This is a genomic window from Streptomyces sp. NPDC091282 (genome assembly GCF_044757385.1).
Classification (GTDB): Bacteria; Actinomycetota; Actinomycetes; order Streptomycetales; family Streptomycetaceae; genus Streptomyces; species Streptomyces gramineus.
The window spans coordinates 19,589-43,016 of sequence record NZ_JBIVUX010000006.1 but is presented as its reverse complement, the minus strand read 5'-3'; the positions used below and the strand labels follow the sequence as shown (position 1 = coordinate 43,016).

22 protein-coding genes are annotated in these 23,428 nt (G+C 72.1%); 13 read left to right on the top strand and 9 right to left on the bottom strand.

Annotation, left to right across the window (positions count from 1 at the left end):
• Positions 1-26: 26 nt before the first annotated feature.
• The 3 genes from otsB to ACIQOE_RS27320 form a co-directional block, all read right to left on the bottom strand.
• A complete protein-coding gene (otsB, locus tag ACIQOE_RS27330; protein ID WP_401414289.1) occupies positions 27-875 on the bottom strand; it encodes a trehalose-phosphatase in 849 nt (282 codons plus the stop codon).
• Between the two features lie 77 nt (positions 876-952).
• A complete protein-coding gene (locus tag ACIQOE_RS27325; protein ID WP_401414287.1) occupies positions 953-1,186 on the bottom strand; it encodes a DUF3263 domain-containing protein in 234 nt (77 codons plus the stop codon).
• 17 nt (positions 1,187-1,203) lie between these two features.
• Complete coding sequence (locus ACIQOE_RS27320) at positions 1,204-2,466, bottom strand: extracellular solute-binding protein (protein WP_351321527.1); 1,263 nt, start codon at positions 2,464-2,466, stop codon at positions 1,204-1,206.
• 130 nt (positions 2,467-2,596) lie between these two features.
• Between ACIQOE_RS27320 and ACIQOE_RS27315 the strand changes: the two genes are divergently transcribed.
• Positions 2,597-3,538: an ROK family protein gene (locus ACIQOE_RS27315; RefSeq protein WP_351321467.1), complete on the top strand. Its 942-nt coding sequence runs from the start codon at positions 2,597-2,599 to the stop codon at positions 3,536-3,538.
• Positions 3,538-4,764 carry an N-acetylglucosamine-6-phosphate deacetylase gene (nagA, locus tag ACIQOE_RS27310; protein ID WP_365559326.1) on the top strand — a complete coding sequence of 409 codons (1,227 nt, stop codon included), beginning with the start codon at positions 3,538-3,540 and terminating at the stop codon, positions 4,762-4,764. The genes ACIQOE_RS27315 and nagA overlap by 1 nt, the downstream gene beginning before the upstream one ends.
• A 59-nt stretch (positions 4,765-4,823) precedes the next feature.
• Here nagA and ACIQOE_RS27305 read toward each other — a convergent pair whose 3' ends face one another.
• The gene (locus ACIQOE_RS27305; protein WP_351321471.1) at positions 4,824-5,489 is read right to left on the bottom strand and encodes a DUF4097 family beta strand repeat-containing protein; all 666 of its coding nucleotides are present in this window, start codon (positions 5,487-5,489) and stop codon (positions 4,824-4,826) included.
• A gap of 237 nt (positions 5,490-5,726) precedes the next feature.
• On the opposite strand from ACIQOE_RS27305, the gene ACIQOE_RS27300 reads away from it, so the two are divergent.
• Together ACIQOE_RS27300 and ACIQOE_RS27295 are read left to right on the top strand one after the other, a co-directional pair.
• Positions 5,727-6,443 carry a helix-turn-helix domain-containing protein gene (locus tag ACIQOE_RS27300; protein ID WP_401414283.1) on the top strand — a complete coding sequence of 239 codons (717 nt, stop codon included), beginning with the start codon at positions 5,727-5,729 and terminating at the stop codon, positions 6,441-6,443.
• Between the two features lie 65 nt (positions 6,444-6,508).
• Complete coding sequence (locus ACIQOE_RS27295) at positions 6,509-7,438, top strand: 1-phosphofructokinase family hexose kinase (RefSeq protein ID WP_401414281.1); 930 nt, start codon at positions 6,509-6,511, stop codon at positions 7,436-7,438.
• Here the strand turns inward: ACIQOE_RS27295 and ACIQOE_RS27290 are convergent.
• Together ACIQOE_RS27290 and cdgB are read right to left on the bottom strand one after the other, a co-directional pair.
• A complete protein-coding gene (locus ACIQOE_RS27290) occupies positions 7,435-8,394 on the bottom strand; it encodes a carbohydrate-binding protein (RefSeq protein WP_401414279.1) in 960 nt (319 codons plus the stop codon). The genes ACIQOE_RS27295 and ACIQOE_RS27290 overlap by 4 nt on opposite strands.
• 118 nt (positions 8,395-8,512) lie before the next feature.
• Complete coding sequence (gene cdgB / locus ACIQOE_RS27285; protein WP_351321479.1) at positions 8,513-10,162, bottom strand: diguanylate cyclase CdgB; 1,650 nt, start codon at positions 10,160-10,162, stop codon at positions 8,513-8,515.
• 319 nt (positions 10,163-10,481) lie between these two features.
• Between cdgB and ACIQOE_RS27280 the strand changes: the two genes are divergently transcribed.
• A complete protein-coding gene (locus tag ACIQOE_RS27280) occupies positions 10,482-11,054 on the top strand; it encodes a flavin reductase family protein (protein ID WP_362644916.1) in 573 nt (190 codons plus the stop codon).
• A gap of 135 nt (positions 11,055-11,189) precedes the next feature.
• Here the strand turns inward: ACIQOE_RS27280 and arfB are convergent, their stop codons facing one another.
• Positions 11,190-11,618, bottom strand: coding sequence for an alternative ribosome rescue aminoacyl-tRNA hydrolase ArfB (gene arfB / locus ACIQOE_RS27275; RefSeq protein WP_351321483.1), 429 nt, complete (start codon positions 11,616-11,618; stop codon positions 11,190-11,192).
• 181 nt (positions 11,619-11,799) lie between these two features.
• On the opposite strand from arfB, the gene ACIQOE_RS27270 reads away from it, so the two are divergent.
• Positions 11,800-12,375 (top strand): TerD family protein, encoded by a 576-nt coding sequence (locus tag ACIQOE_RS27270; RefSeq protein WP_351321485.1) that lies wholly within the window; start codon positions 11,800-11,802, stop codon positions 12,373-12,375.
• A 66-nt stretch (positions 12,376-12,441) separates the two neighbouring features.
• On the opposite strand, the gene ACIQOE_RS27265 is transcribed toward ACIQOE_RS27270, so the two are convergent.
• Both ACIQOE_RS27265 and ACIQOE_RS27260 read right to left on the bottom strand, forming a co-directional pair.
• Complete coding sequence (locus ACIQOE_RS27265) at positions 12,442-12,723, bottom strand: DUF397 domain-containing protein (protein WP_401414276.1); 282 nt, start codon at positions 12,721-12,723, stop codon at positions 12,442-12,444.
• On the bottom strand, positions 12,720-13,565 hold the full coding sequence (locus ACIQOE_RS27260) for a helix-turn-helix transcriptional regulator (protein WP_351936504.1): 846 nt from the start codon (positions 13,563-13,565) through the stop codon (positions 12,720-12,722). The genes ACIQOE_RS27265 and ACIQOE_RS27260 overlap by 4 nt, the downstream gene beginning before the upstream one ends.
• Before the next feature lie 127 nt (positions 13,566-13,692).
• On the opposite strand from ACIQOE_RS27260, the gene ACIQOE_RS27255 reads away from it, so the two are divergent.
• The 7 genes from ACIQOE_RS27255 (at position 13,693) to ACIQOE_RS27225 (ending at position 23,419) form a co-directional block, all read left to right on the top strand.
• Positions 13,693-14,139, top strand: coding sequence for an ATP-binding protein (locus ACIQOE_RS27255; protein WP_401414274.1), 447 nt, complete (start codon positions 13,693-13,695; stop codon positions 14,137-14,139).
• A 217-nt stretch (positions 14,140-14,356) separates the two neighbouring features.
• Positions 14,357-15,298, top strand: coding sequence for a helix-turn-helix domain-containing protein (locus tag ACIQOE_RS27250; RefSeq protein ID WP_401414272.1), 942 nt, complete (start codon positions 14,357-14,359; stop codon positions 15,296-15,298).
• Positions 15,299-15,326: 28 nt separating this feature from the next.
• Positions 15,327-15,911: a DUF6932 family protein gene (locus ACIQOE_RS27245; RefSeq protein WP_401414270.1), complete on the top strand. Its 585-nt coding sequence runs from the start codon at positions 15,327-15,329 to the stop codon at positions 15,909-15,911.
• A complete protein-coding gene (locus tag ACIQOE_RS27240) occupies positions 15,908-16,840 on the top strand; it encodes a hypothetical protein (RefSeq protein ID WP_401414268.1) in 933 nt (310 codons plus the stop codon). The genes ACIQOE_RS27245 and ACIQOE_RS27240 overlap by 4 nt, the downstream gene beginning before the upstream one ends.
• Before the next feature lie 176 nt (positions 16,841-17,016).
• A complete protein-coding gene (locus ACIQOE_RS27235) occupies positions 17,017-17,544 on the top strand; it encodes a GNAT family N-acetyltransferase (protein ID WP_401414265.1) in 528 nt (175 codons plus the stop codon).
• A gap of 90 nt (positions 17,545-17,634) precedes the next feature.
• Entirely contained in the window at positions 17,635-18,135 is a 501-nt protein-coding gene (locus tag ACIQOE_RS27230) for a hypothetical protein (RefSeq protein ID WP_351328227.1), read from the top strand.
• A gap of 244 nt (positions 18,136-18,379) precedes the next feature.
• Positions 18,380-23,419, top strand: a complete 5,040-nt coding sequence (locus tag ACIQOE_RS27225) for a hypothetical protein (protein ID WP_401414262.1) — start codon at positions 18,380-18,382, stop codon at positions 23,417-23,419.
• The last annotated feature ends 9 nt before the right edge of the window (positions 23,420-23,428 follow it).

The following is a 23,428-nucleotide window of genomic DNA, read 5'->3' as shown; positions in this document are numbered from 1 at the left end:
TCGGCCGGGGGCACCCCCAGCGCCCCTTACGGGGCGCTTTGCTCGGCCAGTGATTTCAGGAGGCGGACTACTTCTTGCGGGCCGTCGACCACCAGGTCGGCTCGGTCGGCCAGTTCCGTGACCTCCGCGCTGCCGCTGCACACCAGCAGGCCCGGGACGCCTTCCTCGCGCAGTTTCTCCACCGCCGTGAAGGCCGGGATGTCCCCCAGGTCGTCGCCGGCGTAGAGGATCGCGCCCGCGCCGATCTCCCGTGCGTAGGCGCGCAGGGCCACGCCCTTGTCCATGCCCGGCGGGCGGAGTTCCAGCACCAGGCGGCCCGGTTCGACGATCAGGGCGTGGCGGGTGGCCAGGTCGGTCAGCGGGGCGCGCAGGGCCTCGAAGGCGGCCTGCGGGTCGTCGGCCCGGCGGGTGTGGACGGCCAGGGCGTGGCCCTTGTCCTCGGTCCAGGTGCCGTGCGCCCCCGCGGCGTCGATGACGGCCGGGAGTTCGGCGCGGACGGCGGCGATGCCGGGGTGCGCGGGCGGCGTGGTGAGTTCGCCGGTGGCCGCGTCCCAGCGTTCGGCGCCGTAGTGGCCGAGGACGACGAGGTGGTCCAGGCCGGGCACCCCGGCGAAACCGCCGTAGCGGACGGCGATGTCGGTGGGCCGGCCGGTGATGACGGCGACGGAGGCCACCTTGGGCGCGAGGGCGGCGAGGGCCGGTACGGCGTCCGGGTGGGCGCGGGCCTGCTCGGGATCGGCGACGATCGGCGCGAGCGTCCCGTCGAAGTCGAGCCCGACGAGCGCGGAACGCGGCTGCGAGAGGAGAGCGGCGAGACCGTCACGACCGGCGACGGTGCGAGGCGTCGGAAGGGGTTCCGTGGAATGGGTGCCCATGCGACCGACAGTATCGGAGCGCCCTTAGGGGGCGCGGGGAACTGCGCGACAAGCCCCCACCGACCCGCACGTACCCCCTACCGCTCCGACCGCCGCCCCTCCCGCACCCGCCGCAGCCTGTTGACCGTCACCGGATCGTGCGCCAGGGCCCGTTCGTCGTCGAGGAGGGCGTTGAGGAGCTGGTAGTAGCGCACCGGCGCCAGGTCCAGTTCCTCGCGGATCACCCGCTCCTTGGCGCCGGGGCTCGCAAAGCCCCGGCGTTCCAGAGCGAGGATCGCCAGCTCGCGTGCGCCCAGTTCTTCCCGGTCCATGCCGAGAACCGTAGCGCTCAGCCCGTCGTCGTACGGCTGTCGGCCGCCGTCGCCTCGGACTGGAGCCGGGTGAGCACGCCGGTCGGGTCGCCGGTGGACGCGACCGCCGTGCCGATCTGCTTCTTGACGTCCGCGCTGACCGCGGCCCACGAGGTCTTGCCCGCCGGGTACAGCTCGGAGGTGGGCAGCTGTTCGAGGAAGGGACGGAGCTGCTTGTCCTGGGCCCGCGAGGAGTCGGTCATCGTCTGGGACGCGGACGTGGTGACCGGGAGCAGGCCGTACTCGCGGGAGAAGTCGAGGACGTTCTTCTCGCTGTAGACGTAGTCGAGGAAGTCGCCGACCTGCTCCGCGTGGCCGTTCTGCTTGAAGGCCGCCATCCAGTCGGTGACGCCCATGGACGGGGTGCTGGTGCTCTGGCCGGCGCGGGAGGGCATCGGGACGGCGCCGAACTTCACGCCCTTCTTCTCGGCCTGCTTGATGAGCGTGGGGTGGCCGTTGAGCATGCCGACCTGGCCGTCGGCGAACGCCGCGAACGCCGTCGCCCGGTTGAGCCTGCCGGGCGCGGTCGGTCCGGTCAGGCCCTTGCCCACCAGCTCGTCCTTGAGCCAGGTGAAGGTCTCGACGTTCTGCGAGGAGTCGATCGTGTACGTGCCGATGTCGTCGGTGTAGCCGCCGCCTCCGCTGAGCAGCCACTGCATGGTCTCCGCCTGGGCCTCCTCGGAGCCGAGCGGCAGCGCGTACGGGTACGTCACGCCGTGCGCCTTGAGGGCCTTCGCGTCGGCCGCGAGGTCGTCCCAGGTGGTGGGCGGGGTGATGCCGGCCTCGGAGAAGAGGGTCTTGTTGTAGAAGAGGACGCGCGTGGACGCGGCGAAGGGTATGCCGTACTGCGCGTGGTTCCACTGGCCCGCCTCGGCGAGCTGGGAGGGGAAGTCGGCCTGGACCGGGATGGAGAGCAGGTCGCCGGCCTCGTACAGGTCGCCGGCGGCCGCGTAGTCGGCGTACGCGCCGATCTGCGCCAGGTCGGGCGCGTCGCCGGCGGCGACCATGTCCTTGACCTTGCGGTCCACGTCGTTCCACGAGTAGACGCTGACGTCGACCTTCACGTCGGGGTGCTGGGCCTCGTACCCCTTGGCCAGCCGGTCCCAGTACTTCTGCGAGCTGTTGGCGGCGGAGTCTCCGTAGTCTGCTGCGACGAGTCTGAGGGTGACGTCCGAGGATCCGGTCGTCCCACAGCCACCAAGAACCGCCGTCATGCCCGTAGCGGACATCACCGCGATCATTCCTGCCCTACGCCGCCGCACGTGCACTGCCCCTGTTCCAACTGTCTCGCTGTTCAATATGTGGACCCATAAGGTCTACACCACGCAAGTGGACTAGACCTCTTGCGGGTCGGAGGGCCACACTGTTCCCGTGAGACATGTCATCGCCCTGGACGTGGGCGGCACCGGAATGAAGGCCGCGCTGGTCGGGCCGGACGGCGAGCTGCTCCACCAGGACCGCAGGGCGACCGGCCGCGAGCGCGGTCCCGACGCCGTCGTCGCCGCCATCCTCGACTTCGCCGCCGACCTGCACGCCGTCGGCGAGAGCCGGCTCGGCGAGGGCGCGGCCGCGGTCGGCCTCGCCGTACCCGGCATAGTCGACGAGCCGAACGGCGTCGCGGTCTTCTCGGCCAACCTCGGCTGGCGCGACGTACCGCTGCGCGCGGAGCTCGCCGACCGCCTCGGCATCCCGGTCGCCCTGGGCCACGACGTGCGCACCGGCGGCCTGGCCGAGGGACGGCTCGGCGCGGGCAAGGGCGCGGACCGCTTCTTCTTCGTGGCGCTCGGCACCGGTATCGCGGGCGGCTTCGGCCTGGACGGCCGGGTGGAGCCGGGCGCGCACGGCTTCGCGGGCGAGGTCGGCCACATCGTCGTACGGCCGCAGGGTGTGCCCTGCCCGTGCGGGCAGCGCGGCTGTCTTGAGCGGTACGCGTCGGCCGCCGCGGTGAGCGAGGCGTGGGCCGCGGCCACCGGAGACCCGGACGCGGACGCGGCGCAGTGCGCGAAGTCCGTCGCGTCCGGTGACCCGAACGCCGTGCGGGTGTGGGAGGAGGCGGTGGCCGCCCTCGCCGACGGGCTGGTCACGGCCCTCACCCTCCTGGACCCGCGGGTCCTGATCGTCGGCGGCGGCCTCGCGGAGGCCGGGGACGTGCTGTTCGAGCCGCTGCGGGAGGCCGTGCGGAGCCGGGTGACCTTCCAGAAGCTGCCGGCGATCGTCCCGGCGGCGCTGGGGGACACGGCGGGGTGTCTGGGGGCCGGGCTCCTCGCCCAGGACCTGCTGACTACGACTACTACTGCGGAGGTAATGCCCTGATGGCTGCCAACGAGCGCGACGACAGCGCCCCGTCAGGGGCGCGGCGAACTGCGCGACCAGCCCTCACGGACCCGCACCTCGGGACGCACGGCCTGGTCCTCGACGGCGCCCGCACAGTCCTCCCGACCGGAGTGGTCGAAAGCGGGCGTATCGCGGTCGAGGGCACCCGCATCGCCGCTCACGCCCCCGAGAACGCCGACGTCATCGACGTCACCGGCCACTGGCTGCTGCCCGGCTTCGTGGACATCCACAACCACGGCGGCGGCGGAGCCTCCTTCAGCTCCGGCACCGCGGAGCAGATCCTCGCCGGCGTCCGCACCCACCGCGCGCACGGCACGACCACCCTCGTCGCCTCCACCGTCACCGACGACATGGACGTCCTCGCCCGCCAGGCCGGCCTGCTCTCGGAGCTGGCCGAGCAGGGGGAGATCGCCGGTGTCCACTTCGAGGGCCCGTTCATCTCGCCGTGCCGCAAGGGCGCGCACTCCGAGGCGCTGCTGCGCGACCCGGACCCGGCGGAAGTCCGCAAGCTGCTCGACGCGGCGCGCGGCCAGGCCAGGATGGTCACGCTCGCCACCGAACTGCCCGGCGGTGTCGAGTCGGTACGGCTGCTCGCCGAGCACGGCGTCATCGCCGCCGTCGGCCACACGGACGCGACGTACGAGCAGACGGTCGAGGCGATCGACGCGGGCGCCACCGTCGCCACCCACCTCTTCAACGCGATGCCGCCGATCGGCCACCGCGCGCCCGGCCCGATCGCCGCCCTGCTGGAGGACGAGCGGGTGACCGTCGAGCTGATCAACGACGGCACCCATCTGCACCCGGCCGCGCTGCAGTTGGCCTTCCACCACGCGGGTCACGGCCGGGTCGCGTTCATCACGGACGCCATGGACGCGGCCGGCAGCGGCGACGGCCGGTATCTGCTGGGCCCGCTGGAGGTCGAGGTCACGGACGGGGTCGCCCGGCTGGTGGAGGGCGGTTCCATCGCCGGCTCCACGCTCACCCTGGACCGCGCGCTGCGGCGGGCGGTGACCGTCGACCGGCTGCCCGTGGAGCACGCCGTGGCCGCGCTGTCCGCCAACCCGGCGCGCCTGCTGGGCCGTTACGACCGCATCGGCTCCCTGGAGCCCGGCAAGGACGCCGACCTGCTGGTGTTCGACGCCGACTTCACGCTGAAGGGCGTGATGCGGCAGGGCGTCTGGGTGGTCGTGCCCGAACTGGGCTGACGCGGCGGGCCCCGCCACCTCGATGCGGTGGCGGGGCCCGTGCGCGGTCGCGGGCGTTCTCAGAGGCTGCGGGCGGTGATGTCGCCGCGGGCGGTGGTGGCGCGGATGTCGAGTCCGGCGGTGCCGTCGTTCTTGAGGGAGTCGGCGACGCGGCCGTAGCCGGTTCCGGCGTCCAGGACCGCCGAGACGCCGGCGGCGGCGCCGACCGAGATGTCGCCGTCCTCGGTGCGGAGCACGACCGTGCCGCGCACCGCCTCGGTGATCCGAATGGCACCCCGGGTGGTGCTGATCTGCGCGGGACCGCCCAGCCGTCCGATCTCGACGTCGCCGTCGAGTGCGGTGAGGCGGACCCCGGCGGCCTCGTCGATCTTGATCCGGCGGTAGGCGCCCTCGAAGTCGAGGTCACCGAGGCGTCCGACCCCGCGGAGTTCGGCGCCGGAGGTGCGGGCCTCGACGCGGGAGCCGGCGGGCAGCTGGACGGTGACCTCCACGGACCCGGACGGTCCGAGCAGCCTGCCGCCGGAGGCCGCGGCCTCGATCCGCAGGACACCGTCGGCGTAGCTGACGCGCGCCCCCTCGGCGGCCTTGACGTCACGACTCTTGGCGGGGTCGGCGGGCCGCACCTCGACGGTGGTGTCGGCGCGGTCCGCGGCGATGAGCTGGACCCGTCCGGCGGGGATCTCCAGGACGGCGGAGACCGGGGCGGTGGTGTCGAACTTCTGCATCGTGCTCTCCTGTCGCTCTCTGTTTCCGATGAAGGAAAAGCTACGTTGCGTTCACGACTTCGGCAACGCACTTGATGCACGGAAACTTGATATACGCAGCTCAGAGCCTCGATATCGTTGCACTCGTCATCGAGATGAATGCAACGCACCTCTCCGATCGTTGCAATGAACTGGAGTTGAACGCTACGCTGGGAGCGACAGGGAGCGGTACGGACGGGCAGGGACGGAGAGACCGCGATGCCGGGAGGCAGGCTCACCCAGCAGGAACGCCGCCAGATCGCGCAGGGGCTGGCCGACGATCTCGCCTACGCCGAGATCGCCCGCCGCCTCGACCGCCCGACCTCGACGGTCACCCGAGAGGTGCTGCGCAACGGCGGTCCCGCGGGCTACCGCGCCGACCAGGCCCACCGCGCCACCGAACGCCGCGCCCATCGCAGCAGGCAGGCCGCGCCCCGGGACACCGGGGCGCCGGCACTCGCCCACGGGCGCGATCCGGAGGCCGTGCGCGCGTACGAGGAGACGCTGACCGGCGTCATGATGGCGTCGGGCATGACCGCGATGCCGGCCCGGGTGCTGGCCTCCCTCACCCTCGCCGACACCGGCAGCCTCACCGCGGCCGAACTCGTGGAACGGCTGCAGGTCAGCCCGGCGTCCGTCTCCAAGGCGATCGCCTTCCTGGAGAGCCAGGGCCTCGCCCGGCGGGAACAGGGCGAGGGCCGCCGCGAGCGCTATGTCGTCGACGACGACATCTGGTACCAGTCGATGATGGCCAGCGCCCGGTCCACCGCCCGGATCGTGGAGATCGCCCGGCAGGGCGTCGGCGTCCTCGTCCCCGGCACCCCGGCCGCCACCCGCCTGGAGAACATCGCCCGCTTCCTCGACTTCGTCAGCGAGAGCATCGCCCGAGCCGCGGAACAGGCCCGCGAGGTCCTGCACACCAGACCCGAACCCTAGGCCGGTCGCCGTCTCTTTGGCATGATCAGGATCCCGACACGTACGGCGCGAGGGGGAGGTCGCCGATGATCCTCACGGTCACGCTGAACACCGCTCTCGACATCACCTACCGGGTCGGTGTCCTGCGCCCGCACACCTCGCACCGCGTCTCGGACGTGACCGAACGGCCGGGCGGCAAGGGCGTGAACGTGGCGCGGGTGCTGGCCGCGCTCGGGCACGAGACGACGGTGACCGGCTTCGCGGGCGGCGCCACCGGACGGTCGGTGCGGGAGCGGCTCGCGGAGTCGGCGGGGGTGGTGGACGCGCTGCTGCCGATCGCCGGGCCGACGCGCCGCACCATCGCCGTCGTGGACGAACTGTCGGGCGACACGACCCAGTTGAACGAGCCGGGCCCGCAGATAGCAGCCGCCGAGTGGGCTGCCTTCCTCGGCCATTACGAGGAGTTGCTGCCCGGCGCCTCGGCGGTGGCGCTGTGCGGCAGCCTGCCGCCGGGAGTGCCGGTGGGTGCGTACGCCGGGCTGATCAAGACGGCCCGTTCCGCCGGCGTGCCCGTCCTCCTCGACACCAGCGGGGAGCCGCTGCGGCGCGGGGTGGCCGCCCGCCCGGACCTGGTCAAGCCGAACGCCGACGAGCTGGCCGAACTCACCGGCTCCCACGACCCGGCCCGCGCCACCCAGGACGCCCGCCGTCGCGGCGCCCGCGCGGTGGTCGCCTCACTGGGCCCGCGGGGCCTGCTGGCGGTGACCCCGGAGGGCCGCTGGCACGCAACGCCTCCGGCCCCGGTACACGGCAACCCGACCGGCGCGGGCGACTCGGCGGTGGCCGCCCTGCTCTCCGGCCTGATCGAACACCTACCGTGGCCGGACCGCCTGGCACGGGCCGTCGCCTTGTCGGCGGCGACCGTACGATCCCCGGCGGCGGGCGATTTCGACCGCCCGACCTACGAGAAGCTGCTCGACCAGGTCACGGTGACCGGCGGGACAACGACTACCTAGTCCTTGTTCGTGTGCTTGCCCTGCCTCACCCACAGCTGGTCCAGCAGGATGTCGCAGCTGTCTCCGCTCTGGCAGGACAGGGAGATCGTGTTGGTGCCCTTGGTGAGGGTGGGGTAGGTGTACGAGGTCGTCCAGGCCTTGGCCGGGTCGTTCTGGTGCGTGTAGTTGTCCAGCGAGAACTTGCTGCCGAACACCTTGCCGTTGATGGACAGCGTCATGCTCGCGTCCTTGACGGCGCTGTAGTGCGCGAAGACGGTGTAGATGCCGTCCGACGGGATGCCGTTGACCGTCCAGGTGACGCCGGCGCCGGCCTGGCTGAAGTTCGTGACGTAGATACCGCCCTCGGCCTTGGCGCCCTCGACGTCCGAGGCCAGGCTCGCGCCGCCGTCCAGGCGCAGGGCCTTGGCGTCGACCGGTGAGATGTCACCCGACGCCGAGACCGAGCTGGTGCTCGACGGGGTCGCGGAGGGGGATTCGGACTGGGTCGGGGACGTCGAGGCGCCGGTGTCGGCCTTGTCGTCGTCGCCGTTGCCGTTCAGCATCGCGACGCTGATGCCTATGACGACCGCCGCGACCACCGCGATCGCGCCGATCAGCAGGCCCTTGGTGTTCGGGCCCCGGCCGCGGCCGGTGTTCTGCGGGGCCTGGCGGCTGGCCGGGGCGCCGCCCGGGAAGGTCTCCGGGGCCTGGTAGGCCGCGGACGGCGGCTGGCCGTAGCCGGCGCCCGGCTGCTGCTGCGGGATGGTCTGACCACCGTACGGCGGTGCCTGCGGCGCCTGCTGCTGGCCGCCGTAGGTCCGCTCGCCGACCGAGCGCACCCTGCTGACCGCGTTCGGGTAGCCGTAACCACCGGAGCCGGACGGCGGCTGGGCTCCTCTGGCCTGGCCGTCGGCGTACAGGTAGCCGAACGGGTCTTCGTCCTCGGGCGTGCTCGCGCCGTTGTTGCCGGGCGTCATCCCTTGGTACTCCTCAACAGGTGCGGGCGGATGCGGTACAGGTATTGAGAGTCGAGCCTACCCGGTCTGACTGAGCCAAACGGGTGACTCAGACCGCATCAACGCGATGACCTGGGAGTCATCCCGCCCGACGATGTTGTTTGGGACGAGATCGTTTCTCTACGTACATCCGCTCGTCGGCGGATTTCAGGACTTCGTCCGCCGTCATGCCGCAGTGCGCCCATCCGATGCCGAAACTGGCGCCCACCCGGACGGCCCGGCCCTCGGCACGGATCGGCTGGATGATCTCGTTGCGCAGCCGAACCGCCAGGTCCTGGGCGTCGGCCTTGCCGAGCCCGTCGGCGAGGATCACGAACTCGTCGCCGCCGAGACGGGCCACGGTGTCGCCGTCCCGGACGCCCCGGGTGAGCCTGCGCGCGACCTCGATGAGAACCGCGTCACCCGCGTTGTGCCCGAACCGGTCGTTGATCGACTTGAAGCCGTCGAGGTCGCAGAAGAGCACCGCGAGCCCCTTGGCACCGTCGTCGCGGCCCTCCTCGGGGGCGACGGTGTGCACGTGGTGGTCGTAGCCGTCGTACGACTGGGCCGACGCGGCGAAGTCGAAGCCGTGGCCGTTGACGTCGTAGGCCGGGTGGCCGTAGGCCGCGTCCAGGGACTCCAGGCCGTCGGTGTCGGCGCGGCGGCAGAGCCGGGAGGAGAGCCGGGAGCGCAGCTCGGCGGAGTTCGGCAGGCCGGTCAGGGAGTCGTGGGAGGCGCGGTGGGCGAGCTGCAGCTCGCGGCGCTTGCGCTCCTCTATGTCCTCGACGTGGGTGAGGAGGAAGCGGGGCCCGTCGGCCGCGTCGGCGACCACGGAGTTGCGGAGCGAGACCCAGACGTACGTCCCGTCCCTGCGGCCCAGGCGGAGCTCGGCGCGGCCGCCCTCCGCGGAGGTGCGCAGCAGGGTGCCGATGTCCTCCGGGTGGACCAGGTCGGAGAAGGAGTAGCGGCGCATCGCGGAGGCGGGGCGGCCCAGCAGGCGGCACAGGGCGTCGTTGGTGCGCAGTATTCGGCCGTGCTGGTCGCCGCCCATCTCGGCTATCGCCATGCCGGAGGGGGCGTACTCGAAGGCCTGCCGGAACGACTCCTCGCTGGCGCGCAGGGCCTGCTGCTCGCGCTCCAGCCTGACCAGCGCCCGCTGCATGTTCGCCCGCAGCCGTGCGTTGCTGATGGCGATCGCGGCCTGGAAGGCGTACATCTGCAGGGCCTCGCGGCCCCAGGCGCCGGGATGCCGGCCGTTGCGCGGGCGGTCCACGGAGATCACGCCGAGCAGTTCGCCGCAGGAGCTGCCGGATATGCCTGGCGTGTACATGGGGGCGAAGAGGCGGTCCGAGGGGTGCCACTCGTCCTCGAAGCGGGGCGCGGGACCGTCCGTGTACCACTGCGGGACGTCGTCGTCGTCGAGGACCCAGCCCTCGGTGTGCGGTATGAAGACGAGGTCGCCCCAGCGCTCGCCCATGCCGAGCCGCCGCTCCCAGGAGTCGCGGGAGCCGACGCGGCCGGTGATCAGCGCCTCGGCGGCGGAGTTGCCGGAGAGGGCCGCGACCACGAGGTCGCCGTCGGGACGCACGAGGTTCACGCACGCCATCTCGAACCCGAGGGCGGTGATCACACCGTCGGCGACCGTCTGCAACGTGTCCGCCAGACTGCGGGCCGTGTTCATGTCGGCCATGACCTGATGCAGTTGTCGCAGGGACGCAAGACGGACGTAGGGTTCCGACTCGGTCTCCATGTTCGCCCTCCCCCCGAGACCTCGCAGCGAATCAAGGGTCTGCTTCGGCGCTACTTTTCCCCGCCACTGAATCACAGCGCGCTGCCCACTCGGTACACAGGGTCAACAATTAATGCCCCTTGTGACTCAAGTCACAGCAGAAGATGAGCAATTGCGTGGAGTTTCTGCGTTTTCCCCGTGCGTTTACCGAACACAGCCTTTGGGTGTGTGTGCACATGATGCACGTTACGAGCTTTCGGCACCCCGCCGTTGGTCCTAGGACCCGGCTCGGACGGATGGCCGATGTCGGCGCACAGGGGCCGACACTAGCGTTTCCGGTGTGCTGAAGACTCCCTCTCCCACCGTCGCAGAAGCCACCGGGCATGCTGTGGGGGTGAGCAACGAAGCGTTCAAGGCGGCCCTGGCGCGGCTCGCCGCGGGCGTGGTCCTGGTGACCGCGCAGGAGCCGCCGCTCGATCCCGACGACCCGCTGGCACCGGCGGGCGAGGACGTCGGCATGACCGCGACCGCGTTCGTGTCGGTGTCCCTGGATCCGCCATTGGTGCTGGTCAGCCTGCGTACCGGCGCCCGCATGGACGACCTGCTCGACGAGCAGCCGCTGTGGGCCGTCTCCGTGCTCACCGAGAGCCAGCGCCACATCGCCGGCCGCTTCGCGATGAAGGGCCGCATCAGCGACCGGCTGCTCTTCGAGGACATTCCGTACGTGCGCGGCGAGGCGACGGGCGCGCCGCTGGTCGGCGGCGCGCTCGCGACCCTGGAATGCCGTACCGAGCAGCGGGTGATCGCCGGCGACCACACTCTGGTGATCGGCCGCGTCCTGTCCGCGGATCTCCCGAGCGCGGAAGGCGGACCGCTGATGTATTTCCGGGGCCGATACCGGCAGCTCGGATGAAACCGCGCGGTCTGTTTTTCCATTCCCTCGGGCACACATTCCGCGGGCGCACAGGGAAAGGCGGAACCGCGGCGCGGTGCGATCGCGAACGGAAAATCCCGGCGGGGATCCGCCGGGTGGATCAGCCCTCGGCGACTACGACCAGTCGCGGCCGGAGCGCCCCCGTTTGGTGTCCGACCGCTGCTTCTTCTCCCGCAGCCGCCGTTCGTTGATGCCGCGGGGGATACGGGTCGGCGTGCGGGGCTTCGGCGGCGGCGCGGTGGCCTCGGCGAGGAGGGCCGCGAGGCGTACGGCGGCGGTCTCGCGGTTGCGCCACTGCGAACGGTGCTCGGACGCCCGTACGACCACCATGCCGTCGACGAGCCGGCCGGCCAGCCGGGCCAGCGCGCGGTCCTTCCAGACCGGCGGCAGCGCCGTGGTGTTCGCGAGGTCGAAGCGCAGTTCCACCTGAGAGTCACTGGTGTTGACGTGCTGCCCGCCCGGACCGGACGACCGCGAGAAACGCCAGTGGAGCTCGGCCTCGGGGAGCGAGACGGAGCCGCGGATGAGGTACGGACCGGACATGTCCCCATGGTCGCGCGGCTGACCGGCACACGTCACGCGATTATCCTTCGTCACCCGTTCGGTAAAGAAAGTAAAGCGAGGTGGAACCTTCGGTACCCCTCGTGGCGTTCATACGGGTAGCTGTAGCTTCAAGCCCGTACGCCGCACGGCCGTACGCAGACAAGGGAAAGGACTCCCGACCATGGCTGTAAGCCTGTCCAAGGGTGGCAACGTCTCGCTCACCAAGGAGGCTCCGGGCCTGACCGCCGTCACCGTGGGCCTCGGCTGGGACGTCCGCACGACCACCGGCACGGACTTCGACCTCGACGCCTCGGCGATCGCGGTCAACACGCAGGGCAAGGTCTACTCCGACGGCCACTTCGTGTTCTTCAACAACAAGCAGACCCCGGACAACACGATCGTCCACACGGGCGACAACCGCACGGGTGAAGGCGCCGGCGACGACGAGGCGATCAACGTCAACCTGGCGGCCCTCCCGGCCGACATCGACAAGATCGTCTTCCCGGTCTCGATCTACGACGCGGAGACCCGCTCGCAGAACTTCGGCCAGGTCCGCAACGCCTACATCCGGATCGTCAACCAGGCCGGCGGCGCCGAGATCGCCCGCTACGACCTCTCCGAGGACGCGGCGACGGAGACCGCGATGGTCTTCGGCGAGCTGTACCGCAACGGCGCGGAGTGGAAGTTCCGCGCGGTGGGCCAGGGCTACGCGTCCGGCCTGGTCGGCATCGCCCAGGACTTCGGCGTCAACGTCTGACGACCGCTGCGCTGTGCGGGAGCCCCTGGTCGCGTGGGTCGCGGCCGGGGGCTCCTGGCGTCCCGCTCAGATCACCGACGACGCGTACGCCACGAAGGGTGCCCAGGCGGCGGGCGCGAGGGCGAGCCGGGGACCGGCGACCGTGCGGTACTTGGAGTCGCGGACGTGGATGGTGGTGGGAGTGGGGGCTATTTCGAGGCAGGACTCTCCGTCATTGCCGCCGCTGTAGCTGCTCTTGAACCAGGCCAGGGCCACTTCGACGCAACTGTCGCCATCCGGCCCGCTGCTGTAACTGCTCTTGAACCACGCCAGCTCGGAGGGGGTTCCGGCAGAAGCCTTGCGGATCATGTTTCTCCAAGCATGTGCTCGATGAGGGCCAGTGTCTCCTGGGGCGGTAGAGCCTGCGCCCGGATGGTGCCATACCGCAGCTCAAGGATGTGGAGCTGTTTCGGGTCAGAGGTTGCCCGCCCGTTGAACGCGCCGTCCGAACGTCCGACTGCCGTCCCGTCGGGGAACTTCAGGATTTCGACCCTGCCGCCCAGACCCGGATGGGCCCCGCCGTTCGTGGGCATCACCTGGAGGGTGACGTTCCGCAACCGACCCACCTCCAGCAGATGTTCGAGTTGCTGCCGCCACACCATTGTGCCGCCGACGCGGCGTCGAAGCGCTGCCTCTTCGAGGACGAAGCCGAGTGCCGGTGCCGGTGACCGCTCGAAGATGGACCGCCGAGCCATGCGCGCTGCCAGCACGCGTTCCAGGTCGTCCTCCGAGTAGGCAGGCTGCCAGGCCTCGAACAGCGCTCGGGCATGTTCAGGCGTCTGCAACAGGCCATTGATGCTGACGACCTCGTACACCCCGATCTCGGCCGCCTGCCCCTCCAGCTTGGCCAACTCCCGTACCTTCTTCGGGTACCGGACCCTCTTCACGTCCTCCCACATCGCCGAGACCTGACCACCCGCGCCCAGGACCTCGTCCGCCCGGTTCAGGTACTCCTGGCGGGGGATCCGCTTGCCGCCCTCGACCTTGTAGACCATGTCCTCGCCGTAGCCGACGACCTCTCCGAACTCGGCGGCGCGCAGCCCCGCCGCCTCCCGCCGCAGCTTCAGCTGACGCCCGACCGTGGCGACGACCGCCACGCCCCAGTCGTCGTCCGGGTCGACCTCCCAGCCCGGTTCGGCCACCTCGCTCATCCCACACCCTCCGTGCCGTACGCCCGCGCCCGACAGCCGGGACAGCACCGGACAAGGTCCGGACAGTCACCGTACGCAAGGGCTTCGTCACTGGTCACGGTATGCAGGCCCGGCCACGCTGAGTGATGTGAACGATGAAATCTCCACCCCCGTCCGCAACATGAGCCTGCGGCTCTCGTCCACGCCGCGGGGCGCCCGCCTGGCCCGGCTGCTGGCCGCCGAGCAACTGCGCGCCTGGGGGCTGCCGCTGGACCCGGCGCGGCAGATCGTGGCCGAGCTGGCGGCGAACGCGGCGACGCACGGGCGGGTGCCGGGACGGGACTTCGGGCTCGCGCTCTACGTCGTGGGAGGAACCCTGCGGATCGAGGTGACGGACACCCGCGGTGACCGGCCGCCGCGCACCGGGCCCCTCGCGCCGGACGCCGAGTCCGGCCGCGGCCTGGTGCTGGTGGAGGCGCTGGCCGACAAGTGGGGCGTGGCGCCCGGACTGTCGCCGCGCAAGACGGTGTGGGCCGAGATCGACGTGTCACCGAAGCCCGGAGACCCGGGCCGCGGTGCTCAGGGACGCCACTGACCAAGGAAGGAAACCGGGGGAAAAGGACCCCACCAAGCCCACCCCTCCCGCCCGTCGCCCGGCGTCACTCCCGCGGGTGAATATGCCCAACTCGGCTGGCTTTGGTGCAGGTTGCGTGCCCTACGCTCGGCGCGACAGCAGCGAAAAAACTTCGGCCCCCGCCGGGACGGCAATCCCAGTGCGAGGGCCTGACCACCTAGGAAGCAACACCTTCCCGATGGATACGAAAAACCCTAGCGCGCCCTCGTGCGCCGAGCCCCGCGTTGCCGCCAAGAAGCACCCGAATCGGGGGTCCGGCGGCCTGGTGCACGACAACGCCCGGCACACGTCCCACTTCGTGGTGATCGGCAACCACCTGGCGCAGCACCCGACCCTGTCGGCGCTCGCGATCGGCTTCGGGGTGCACATCCAGTCGCTCCCCAAGGGCGCCCGGGTGGACATCAAGAGCCTGGCGACCCGTTTCCCGGAGGGCAGGGACCGTATCGCGGCCGCGCTGCGGGAGCTGGAGGCCGAGGGCTATCTGCGGCGGGAACGGGAGCGGATCGCGGACGGCCGGATCGTCACCCGCACGGTCTCCTGCAACCGCCCCGGCCACCACGCCGGGCACCCCGAGGACGCGGCCCGGCCGAAGCCGCCACCGCGGCAGCCGGTCCGCGAGAAGGCCCTCCCCTCCGTACCGCGCCCGGCCTGCCCCTCTCCGGCGCTCGTCCAGAAGGCCGTCGACCTCCTCGCCGACCTCCGCCGCCACGACTCCCGGCTGCTGCTGTCGGCCACCGACACCGAGTGGCTGGCCCCCGGGGTCGCCGCCTGGCTGGAACGTGACGTCACCCCCACCGCCGTACGCCACGCCCTGACCGCCGGCCTGCCGACGGAACCCCTGATCCGGCCGGCCGCCTTCCTGGCCCACCGCCTGGCCGCACAGCTTCCGCCTCCACCCCCGTTCCGGCCTTCAGCCGCACCGGCCCCGCAAACCAGACACCCGTTCCAGACCTGCGACGGCTGCGACCGCCCCTTCCGCGCCCCTGCCCCCGGCCGCTGCCGCGACTGCCGATCGGATCCGGCGGAGTCAGCCTGCGGTCGTTCCGACAGCCGGACACTCGCGTTGACGGGTCGATTTCCTGAAAGCCGTCGCAGTCCGCGAGTCGGCCGGACAGGATGAATCACCCTTTCGCCAGACAGGACCCCTCGTGCTGCCCTCATTCACCGCGACCGGATTTCTCCCTCTGGGACGGTACTCCGTCTCCTTCGACGAGACGGAGTCCATGCTGGTCAGCGCCCCCGAGTTCGGAGAATCCACAACCCGCACCGAACTGTGGGACGGCCTGCACGACTACCTCGACCCGTTCCTCACGCTGGAGGAGACCTGCGCCGCTGCCCTCGACGGCATTCCACTTATCCACAGCTTGTGGCTGGGCGGCAGCTTCGTCAGCACCAAGGTCGATCCCGCGAACATCGACGTGACCGTTCTGATCGACACGCGGGCCGAGCGCACCGTACGTGGGAAGCCGGGTTCCAAATGGCTGACCACGGCTTTCCAGAGCAGGGCCAGGATGCGGGAGAAGTTCGGCGTCTCACCGCTTCGCATCGGGTACCAACCCGTTGCGCGCATTTTCGAGCCGGAACGCTTCACAGCGGACGAACGGACATACTTCACACAACGAGGTGTGTGGGACGACTGGTGGCAGCGCTGCAGACTGCCGGACACGAACGACCGCTCACCATCCGAGGAAAGTGCCGCCCCGGCACGCGGCTATCTGGAGGTGCGACTGTGACCGGCGACAGCTGGCGTGAGCGCAGGCGCGCGCTCCAGAGAGACGATCCTGCCGAAGCACAACGCGCTGCCCGCCTCTTGGACTCAATGGGAACCGAGGAACGGGACGACGAGGAGATCGAGGCGGAACACCGGGCGAGCCGACTGGCCGCAGCACGTGAGTACGCACCGAACGCCCTGCTCGAAGAGGAACTCCAACTGCGACTGACCGGGCCGGACGCGGAGGGCGGTGCTCTCCGGTTCCAGTGGGGCGACGCACTTCTCGAACCCGTGGAACACCTGATCTCCGCCGCGGCAGGTACGCCGGTACAGCTGGAACTCACGGGCATCTCGGCAGGCAGCACCGTCGTACACGCCCGGCCCGTCACCACGCCCGTCGAGCCCGCCCGGACCGACGCCCTCGACGCGCCTCCCACGTCCGCTGCCTCCACCGGTCTCGGCACCCTCACCATGCTGCTCGACGCCCTTGAGTCGGAACGCGACATCCGCGAGTGGGCGAAGCTCTTCGACGCGGTCGACACCGTGTCCCGGGCGCTGAACCGATACGCGCTGGATCTGGGTGTGACCTGGTACGGCGCTGACGGAAGCCTGCGCCGCGCCCGCCTGACAGAGCAGGGCAGAAGCTACGTGAAGCGATTGCGGGAAACCAGAGATCGGGACCAGGAGATCACCATCTCCGGCCGCATCACCGAACTACGGGAAAGCGGCATGGTGAAGGTCAAGACGGGTACCGCCAAGAACGCACCCGCATACGACGTCCGCTTCGAGGAGCCCGACGAGCTGCTGCGCATGCGTCCCGGTCTCGGGGACAACGTCCACTTCCGGGTCCGGTTCCGGCAGCAGTTGGACTCCATGGGGATCGCACGGTCCACCGAGTACACCTACCTGGGACCAGCCGCGGAACAGTCCTCACTTCCGCTTGATCCCTGATCAGAGTGGTTGGCGGCCGCGATGCTCATGGCGCTCGTTGTCGTGGCGGGTGACCAGCTGGCCCCCCGGTGCAGACTTCGGCGTTCATCGTGCCTTCCGCACCAGGACGTCACCATCGGCGACTGGACCATCGCGACAGACGGCCTGCCCCGGTATCCGCCGGATAAGTTGCCCGCATGATCCTCGCCCCGCTCCCCCTCACCCCCGACCACGACATCCCGCCCCCGCTGCTCACCGAGCTGACCGCGCTGTACGCCTCGGACCGGGAGTTCCAGGCGGTCAGCGGCGACTTCCCGGATCCGGACGACATCCGGCCCGAGCAGGTGGCCGGGGCGCTCGCCGACGAGATGCTGAATCCGGACGTGGAGGTGCTGCTGGCGCGGGCCGAGGGGCAGCTGGTGGGCGTGGCGATCACGCTGGCCCGGCATCCCGATCCGGAGGATCCCGACCCGTGGATCGGGCTGCTGCTGGTCGACGCGGCGGCGCGGGCCCGCGGGTACGGGCGGCGGATCGCCGAGGGTGTCGAGGAGCGGTTCAGGGCGGCCGGGCGGGACGCCGTGCGGCTGGCCGTGCTGGAGAACAACCCGAAGGGGCTCGCCTTCTGGACGGCCCTCGGGTACGAGGTGACCGGGCACCGTCCGGACCGGCAGCTCGGGCGGCCGTGCGCCGTCCTGCGCAAGGAGCTGGGCGGGCCGAAGGGGTGACCGGGGCGGCCCCCGCCGCCGCAGGCCGGTCCGCGCGGCGGCGACCGGGGCGCGCACGGGACCCCGGGACGCCATGACACCATCGACGACGTGCTCGACATCGGCTACGCCCTCTCCAACCGGTTCCCCGACCCGCCCCAGACCGACTACCGGCGGGTGGACGTCCACGCGCTGCGTCACGACCTGTTCTGCGGGGACGTCTACCTCGCCGACACCAAGGCGGACCGGGAGCTGTCCACAGCCTGGGGATGGGTGCCGGTGCTCGACTTCGCGTGGGCGCTGTGCGACATCGTGGAGCGGATCGACCGCGACCCGGCGGGCTCCCGGGCCTCCCGGCCGCAGCACGCGGAACTCGACTTCACCGAGTCCACCGACCGCATGCTCTTCGAGCGCCGCTTCGGCTGGGTCGACGTCGAGGCCGACTGGATGCCGGCCGAGGAACCCCCGCTCACCTTCTCCCACACCGAACTGCGCCGCGAGGCACGGGACTTCCTGCACGACCTGATCGCCGACCTCACCGACATGCACGAGGGCCTGGCGGACAACCCGGCGATCTGGACGCTCCAGGCCCGTTTCCCGAGGGTGTCGTAGCCGTCCCGGGCGGGTTGAACGACGTCCGGATGTACGGCAGTTGACCGGCCGGCCAGACCGGGGTGACAACTGAGGCGGAAGACGTTCTGCCTGGCCAGGCTGCCTTTACGTTGACTCCGTGCGGACGCAGCGGCAGTCAGGTGACGGCGGGAAAACCACTTCTTCCGAGACCTCCCGGCCACCGCTGCCGGTCCCCACGACACCCGTGCGCGCGACCGTGCCCGTGGGCCCCACGGAACACGCCATGCTGGCCCTGCAGGGCAAGGCCGGCAACGCGGCCACCACGCAGGCGCTGCGGCGCGCCAAGGGCAAGGGCGTCCTCCCGCCGCCCGCGGTACGCGGCCGGCCGGTGGCGCCGGTGGCCACCGTGCAGGAGGAGAACACCGAACCGGGGCTGGAGCTGCCGCCGTACTTGATGGACTTCCGGGCCGCCGGGCTGTCCACGGCGTACGCGCTGACCGGGCAGGAGTTCGTGCGCAACGCGGTGGCCGCCGTCGTCGGGCACGGCGCGGGCACGGTCGCCGACATCGCCGCCGAACTGGCCGGACGCCCCGAGTCGTTCTACGGACAGGGCCGCGCCTTCGCGGTCCAGGGCAAGAACGGCAAGGAGTGGTACGACGTCACCGTCAGCATCACCCGCGCCGCCGACGACCGGCCGCCCGCCTTCCACCCCAAGGACGTCCTCGCCCGGACCGTGCCGGACCCGGACGGCCCGCCGCTCGCCGAACTGGACGACGCCGAGGGCAAGGACACCAAGGTCGACGTCCAGCACAACACCGCCACCACCGTCGCGACCACCGCAAGCGGCGCGTCCAGCAAGGGCCTGGGCGGCATGGCCTTCGGGCTCGCACCCGTCGTACCGGGACTGTGGCTGGGCGGCGCGGGCCTGGCGAACGCGCAGCCCTGGCAGTCCTCACGGGAGTCCCGCGGCCAGCGCAACGTGGCCGAACCACGGGTGCTGCGCAGCGAGAAGGGCTCGGTCCAGGCGCCGCGCAAGGTGCGCTACGGCGTGCGGATCAAGCAGCAGGGCGCCCAGCACGCGGCACGGCCCGCGCAGACCTTCCACGGCTCCGGCACCCTCACCCAGCGCGTCCCCACCGAACACCTCGTCCCGGCCGGCACCACACCGCCCGCCGCCCCGCAGCCGCTCCGGGCGGACACCGCCCGGCTCGTCACCCTCGCCGACTCCATGGCCCCGGTCGCCGTCACCGACGCCGCCGGCCCGCACCAGGGCGGCGGCGGCCTCTTCGACACGGTCGCCGGCGTCCTGCACCCCTCCCTCACCGCACCCGGAGCCCCCGGCCGCGCCCGGCTCTACGAGGCGACCTCCACGGCGACCGTCCTTGAGGACATGCCCCGGCTGCTGCGGGACGGCGTCACCGGCGAGGACCTGGCGTCCAAGGACGGCAGCAGCGTCGGCAGCTACCGCCTGCACGCCGAGATCACCGGCATGTCGCCCGCCTGGGGCACCGGCGGGACCCAGCTGCGCACCCACCAGCAGACCCAGCACACCCAGACGGAGAGCGCGGGCAAGGGACGCGCCGTCACCGGCGGCCTCGGCCCGGCCATCGGCGTCGGAGCGACCGGCAACGCGGCCGTGGTGCGCGCGACGGCCATGCCGGTCGCCGCGGCCCGCAAGGCGCGGTTCACGGTGGCCGAACAGACCGTGTCGAGCCGCCAGGGCGCGGAGGTGCGCGGCGACAAGGTGCTCTACCTGGCGACCGTCCGGTTCACAGCCGAGGGCACCGGCCCGCGCTCGGCCGAGAACGTCCTGCGCCCCGGAACCCGGGTCGCCCGGCACTCCCTCCAGGTGTGGATGAGCCTGCGGGCCGACGAGGCACGCTCGCTCGGGCTGCCGCTGCCGCCCGGCGTCGAGGCCAAGGAGTTCATCGAGAAGCCGCGGCGGACCGACGAGAACGGCGAGGAGAGCGACGTCGAGCGGCACCTCCCGTTCGGCGCGATGGGCTCCAGCGTCGTCCTCAGCCAACTCGACACCGGCCCCATGGTCCGGGCCGTCCGGGAACTGTTCGCGACCGATCCCCGGCTGTCCGGCTACCTCCCCGCCTTCGGCACGGACCCGGCTCCGACGCCCGGCAAGGAGGAGGCCGCGGTGCAGCGGCGCAACCACCGCGAGCTGATGGCCGCGCTGTCCGAGACCAACCTGCGGGTCAACAAGGACCAGCTGACCACGACCGGCATCCGGGTGCGGCTGCGCCGCAAGACCACGCTGCACTCGCACGACGTGCAGCTCCTCGTCCGCGGGCAGCTCCGCGAGACCGGCTACCTCGGCGACACCGACAACTGGCTGGTGCGCAGCCACTCCGGCGTGGCCGGCAACGCGCAGAGCGGCCGCAGCAGTTCCCGCTCGATCGGCGGCCTCGTGCTCGGGCAGGCCCGGCTCGTCCCCGGCTTCCTGACCGGCTCGGCCCGCTACGAGCGGCACCGCACCGGCACCCGCCGCAACCAGGGCGGCCCCACCACCCGCACGGACGTCCTCACCAACGGCTCCGAGACCGCCAGCACCTTCGGAGCGGCCCTGCGGCTGGACGTCGACGTCACCATGACCTCCCGGCAGCGCACACTCGGCCGCGCCCTCACCCCCGGCTCCCCGGGCCAGAACGCGCCCGAGGCGAAACGGCTGGCCGGACTGCACCTGGACGAGCAGGACGTACGGCTCGTCACCCCGACCGAGTTCACCCTCGACGAGGAGGGCAGACAGCGGCAGGAGGCGGTGGGCGGCCGGCGGCGGGCGCAGGCCCCGCGGCCGGACCACGCCGTCACCGCCGAGGGTATCGGCGATCTGGCCACGCTGGTGCCCCGGCCGTCCGCCGGGCAGGCGCTGCGCGACTGGCAGCTGGTGGAGACGGTCGGCGACGGCCAGGCCGTCCGCGACCTCGCCTTCCAGCTGCTGTCCAAGGCCGCCGCCCGCAACAAGGGTGTCCGCGAGGACCCCGCGCTCCAGGCCGAAGGGCTCGCGCCGCGGCTGGCGGTCGAGGAACGGTTCGGGCCGCAGGCCATCACGGCGGCCCTGCGGCAGGCCGCGTCCTCCGGCTGGGTGGTGAAGAACCTGCGCTATCCGCGGCGGCTCGCCGCGCTGAACGGGGCCGTGGGCACCCGGCTCACGCTCGCCAACCCGAAGTTCCTGCACCGGGGCGCGGGACCGGGCACCGAGACCTTCGTGCTCGGCGGCCACCAGGCGGCCGGCCAGGAAGGGCAGGGCACCACCAGCACCTGGCAGTTCGGCGCCACCGGCTCGGAGAACGGCCCCGAGTGGCGGCTCGGCCAGGGCCTGTCCGGGAACCGGACCAGCGGCGAGGGCGACACCCGGTCCGCGGCGCTCTCCGGCACCGTCGAACGCAACGCGCACACCCCGAAGAAGGCGCCGCTCTACCTCGTCCAGTGCGACCTGCTCGTCACGATGGTCGCCGAGGTCAAGGTCACCGGCGGCGGCCCCTACGTGGCGACGGCCGCCCGCACCCTGCCGGCCGAGGCGGCGGTGTGGCTGACCGAGGCGCAGCTGCCCGCCCCGATCCGCAGGCAGCTCAAGCTCGACGCGGAACCGGTGACGGCGCCGCCGTCGTCCCGGCCGGGGCGGCGGGCCGCGGAGAGTTCCCGCGCGGGCGCCGAGCGCGAGGCGCGCGAAGGGGGCCGGCGGGAGACGGCGGGCCGCGCCGGCACGTCGGCGCCGCCGCCCGCCACCGGACCGTCCTTCGACCGCGGGCTGCCCCTCGGCTTCGGCATGATCGAGAACCTGCCGAACTTCGTGCCGCTGCTGGCCCGGCTGCGCACCCGCCTCGCGGAGAGCGGACAGCAGACCCTCGCCGACGACCTGCTGCCCCGGCGCCAGCTGGCCGACCGCAACGACAACGTGCAGCGGCTGCTGCGCGTCCTGGACCGCGACGGCAGCGCCGGGCTGCTGTCCGGCGCCATGGACGGCGGGGTCACCGTCGAGCTGTTCGACGGCCGCAGGACGCCGTACTGGGCCGTGTTCAAGGTCAACCGGCTGGGCGACGGCGCCCACGAGGGCGCGGCGGACGACGGCCGGGACCTGGAGTACATCACCGCGGCGGTCGCCCAGCAGGCCGCCGCCCACGACGAGGGCGTGTCCACCGGCGTGGAGGGGATCTTCGCCGGGTCCGGCAAACCGGACGGCGGCGCAGGCCAGCTGAAGAGCATGGGCGGCGCGGCGGGCCTCGGCGTCGGCTCGGGCGGCTCCCGTCGCTCCGGCACGGCGGCCCGCGGCCAGCTCGGCATGAAGACGGTCGCGGAGGCGAAGACCGCGAAGTCGTCGAAGGTGCGGGTGCCGATCGAGGCGACCCTCGAACTGCACCGCGGCGACCGCCGGGTGGCGCTGGTCTCCCTGGGCCGCCAGGCGCTGACCCACCGCGTCCTGGACAAGGACCTGGCGGCGCTCGGCCGGGTGACCGCACCGCGCCACCAGCCGGTGGCCGCCGCGCCCGGCCCGCGGGACGACCGCCCGGCCGCGCTCGGCGGCTGGCGGGCCGCGGGCGTACGGCTGCCGATGGAGGCGCAGGTGAACGGGTTCCAGGGCGCGCCGCAGGTCCGGGAACTGGTCGGCGCCGCGGTACGGGAGGCGGGCGGCGGCGCCCGCTTCCGCGGCAAGGGCCAGGCCGCCGCGTACACCCTGAACGAGGCCGTCTCCACGGAGTGGCTGATCGCGGCGCTGCCGCTGCTGACCTCCGCCGGGGCGGAGCTGCCGCCGGTGCACGCCACCGGGGCGGCCGGCCAGGACCTGCGGGCGTCCCTGCACGCGCGGCTGCGGGACGGCCGGGTGCTGGGCGTCGGCGACAAGATGACCTTCGAGACGGTGGGGCAGAGCCACCTGGACGCGCCCCGGCCCACCCAGACGGACGGTCTCGGCTCCGCCGACCACGGCCGGTCGGCGCGCGGCCTGGCGGGCGCGGGGCTGCTCAACGCCGACGAGTTCCGCCTCAACCAGATGATGGCCAACGCCGGTGGCAGCGGCGGCGCGGCCGACGCGGCGGTGAACGCGTCGGGTTCGATGCCGCTGCACAAGCCCAAGGCCGCGTCGGTGCTGGTGCAGTTCACGCTGGACGTGCGGGTGGTGGCGCGGGTGAGCGACCGGCTGCGCCCCTCCCGTACCGGCACCGCCGTACGGGAGCTGACGCTGCCCCGGCCGGTCGTGGTCCGCATGCCGGAACAGGCGGTCCGCCGCATGCTGGCCGCGCAGCCGGACCGGCTCCAGGACCCGGACGACCACCTGGGCCTGCGCAGGGCGGCCGCGGTGCCGCCCCAGGAGTGACCTCCTTGC

What these genes read in the sequence shown, in the direction of transcription:
- otsB (WP_401414289.1), bottom strand. Translation starts at nt 875, where the DNA reads ATGGGCACCCATTCCACGGAACCCCTTCCGACGCCTCGCACCGTCGCC.
- ACIQOE_RS27325 (WP_401414287.1), bottom strand. Translation starts at nt 1,186, where the DNA reads ATGGACCGGGAAGAACTGGGCGCACGCGAGCTGGCGATCCTCGCTCTG.
- ACIQOE_RS27320 (WP_351321527.1), bottom strand. Translation starts at nt 2,466, where the DNA reads ATGATCGCGGTGATGTCCGCTACGGGCATGACGGCGGTTCTTGGTGGC.
- nagA (WP_365559326.1), top strand. Translation starts at nt 3,538, where the DNA reads ATGGCTGCCAACGAGCGCGACGACAGCGCCCCGTCAGGGGCGCGGCGA.
- ACIQOE_RS27305 (WP_351321471.1), bottom strand. Translation starts at nt 5,489, where the DNA reads ATGCAGAAGTTCGACACCACCGCCCCGGTCTCCGCCGTCCTGGAGATC.
- ACIQOE_RS27300 (WP_401414283.1), top strand. Translation starts at nt 5,727, where the DNA reads ATGCCGGGAGGCAGGCTCACCCAGCAGGAACGCCGCCAGATCGCGCAG.
- ACIQOE_RS27295 (WP_401414281.1), top strand. Translation starts at nt 6,509, where the DNA reads ATGATCCTCACGGTCACGCTGAACACCGCTCTCGACATCACCTACCGG.
- ACIQOE_RS27290 (WP_401414279.1), bottom strand. Translation starts at nt 8,394, where the DNA reads ATGACGCCCGGCAACAACGGCGCGAGCACGCCCGAGGACGAAGACCCG.
- cdgB (WP_351321479.1), bottom strand. Translation starts at nt 10,162, where the DNA reads ATGGAGACCGAGTCGGAACCCTACGTCCGTCTTGCGTCCCTGCGACAA.
- arfB (WP_351321483.1), bottom strand. Translation starts at nt 11,618, where the DNA reads ATGTCCGGTCCGTACCTCATCCGCGGCTCCGTCTCGCTCCCCGAGGCC.
- ACIQOE_RS27270 (WP_351321485.1), top strand. Translation starts at nt 11,800, where the DNA reads ATGGCTGTAAGCCTGTCCAAGGGTGGCAACGTCTCGCTCACCAAGGAG.
- ACIQOE_RS27265 (WP_401414276.1), bottom strand. Translation starts at nt 12,723, where the DNA reads ATGATCCGCAAGGCTTCTGCCGGAACCCCCTCCGAGCTGGCGTGGTTC.
- ACIQOE_RS27260 (WP_351936504.1), bottom strand. Translation starts at nt 13,565, where the DNA reads ATGAGCGAGGTGGCCGAACCGGGCTGGGAGGTCGACCCGGACGACGAC.
- ACIQOE_RS27250 (WP_401414272.1), top strand. Translation starts at nt 14,357, where the DNA reads ATGGATACGAAAAACCCTAGCGCGCCCTCGTGCGCCGAGCCCCGCGTT.
- ACIQOE_RS27235 (WP_401414265.1), top strand. Translation starts at nt 17,017, where the DNA reads ATGATCCTCGCCCCGCTCCCCCTCACCCCCGACCACGACATCCCGCCC.
- ACIQOE_RS27225 (WP_401414262.1), top strand. Translation starts at nt 18,380, where the DNA reads ATGCTGGCCCTGCAGGGCAAGGCCGGCAACGCGGCCACCACGCAGGCG.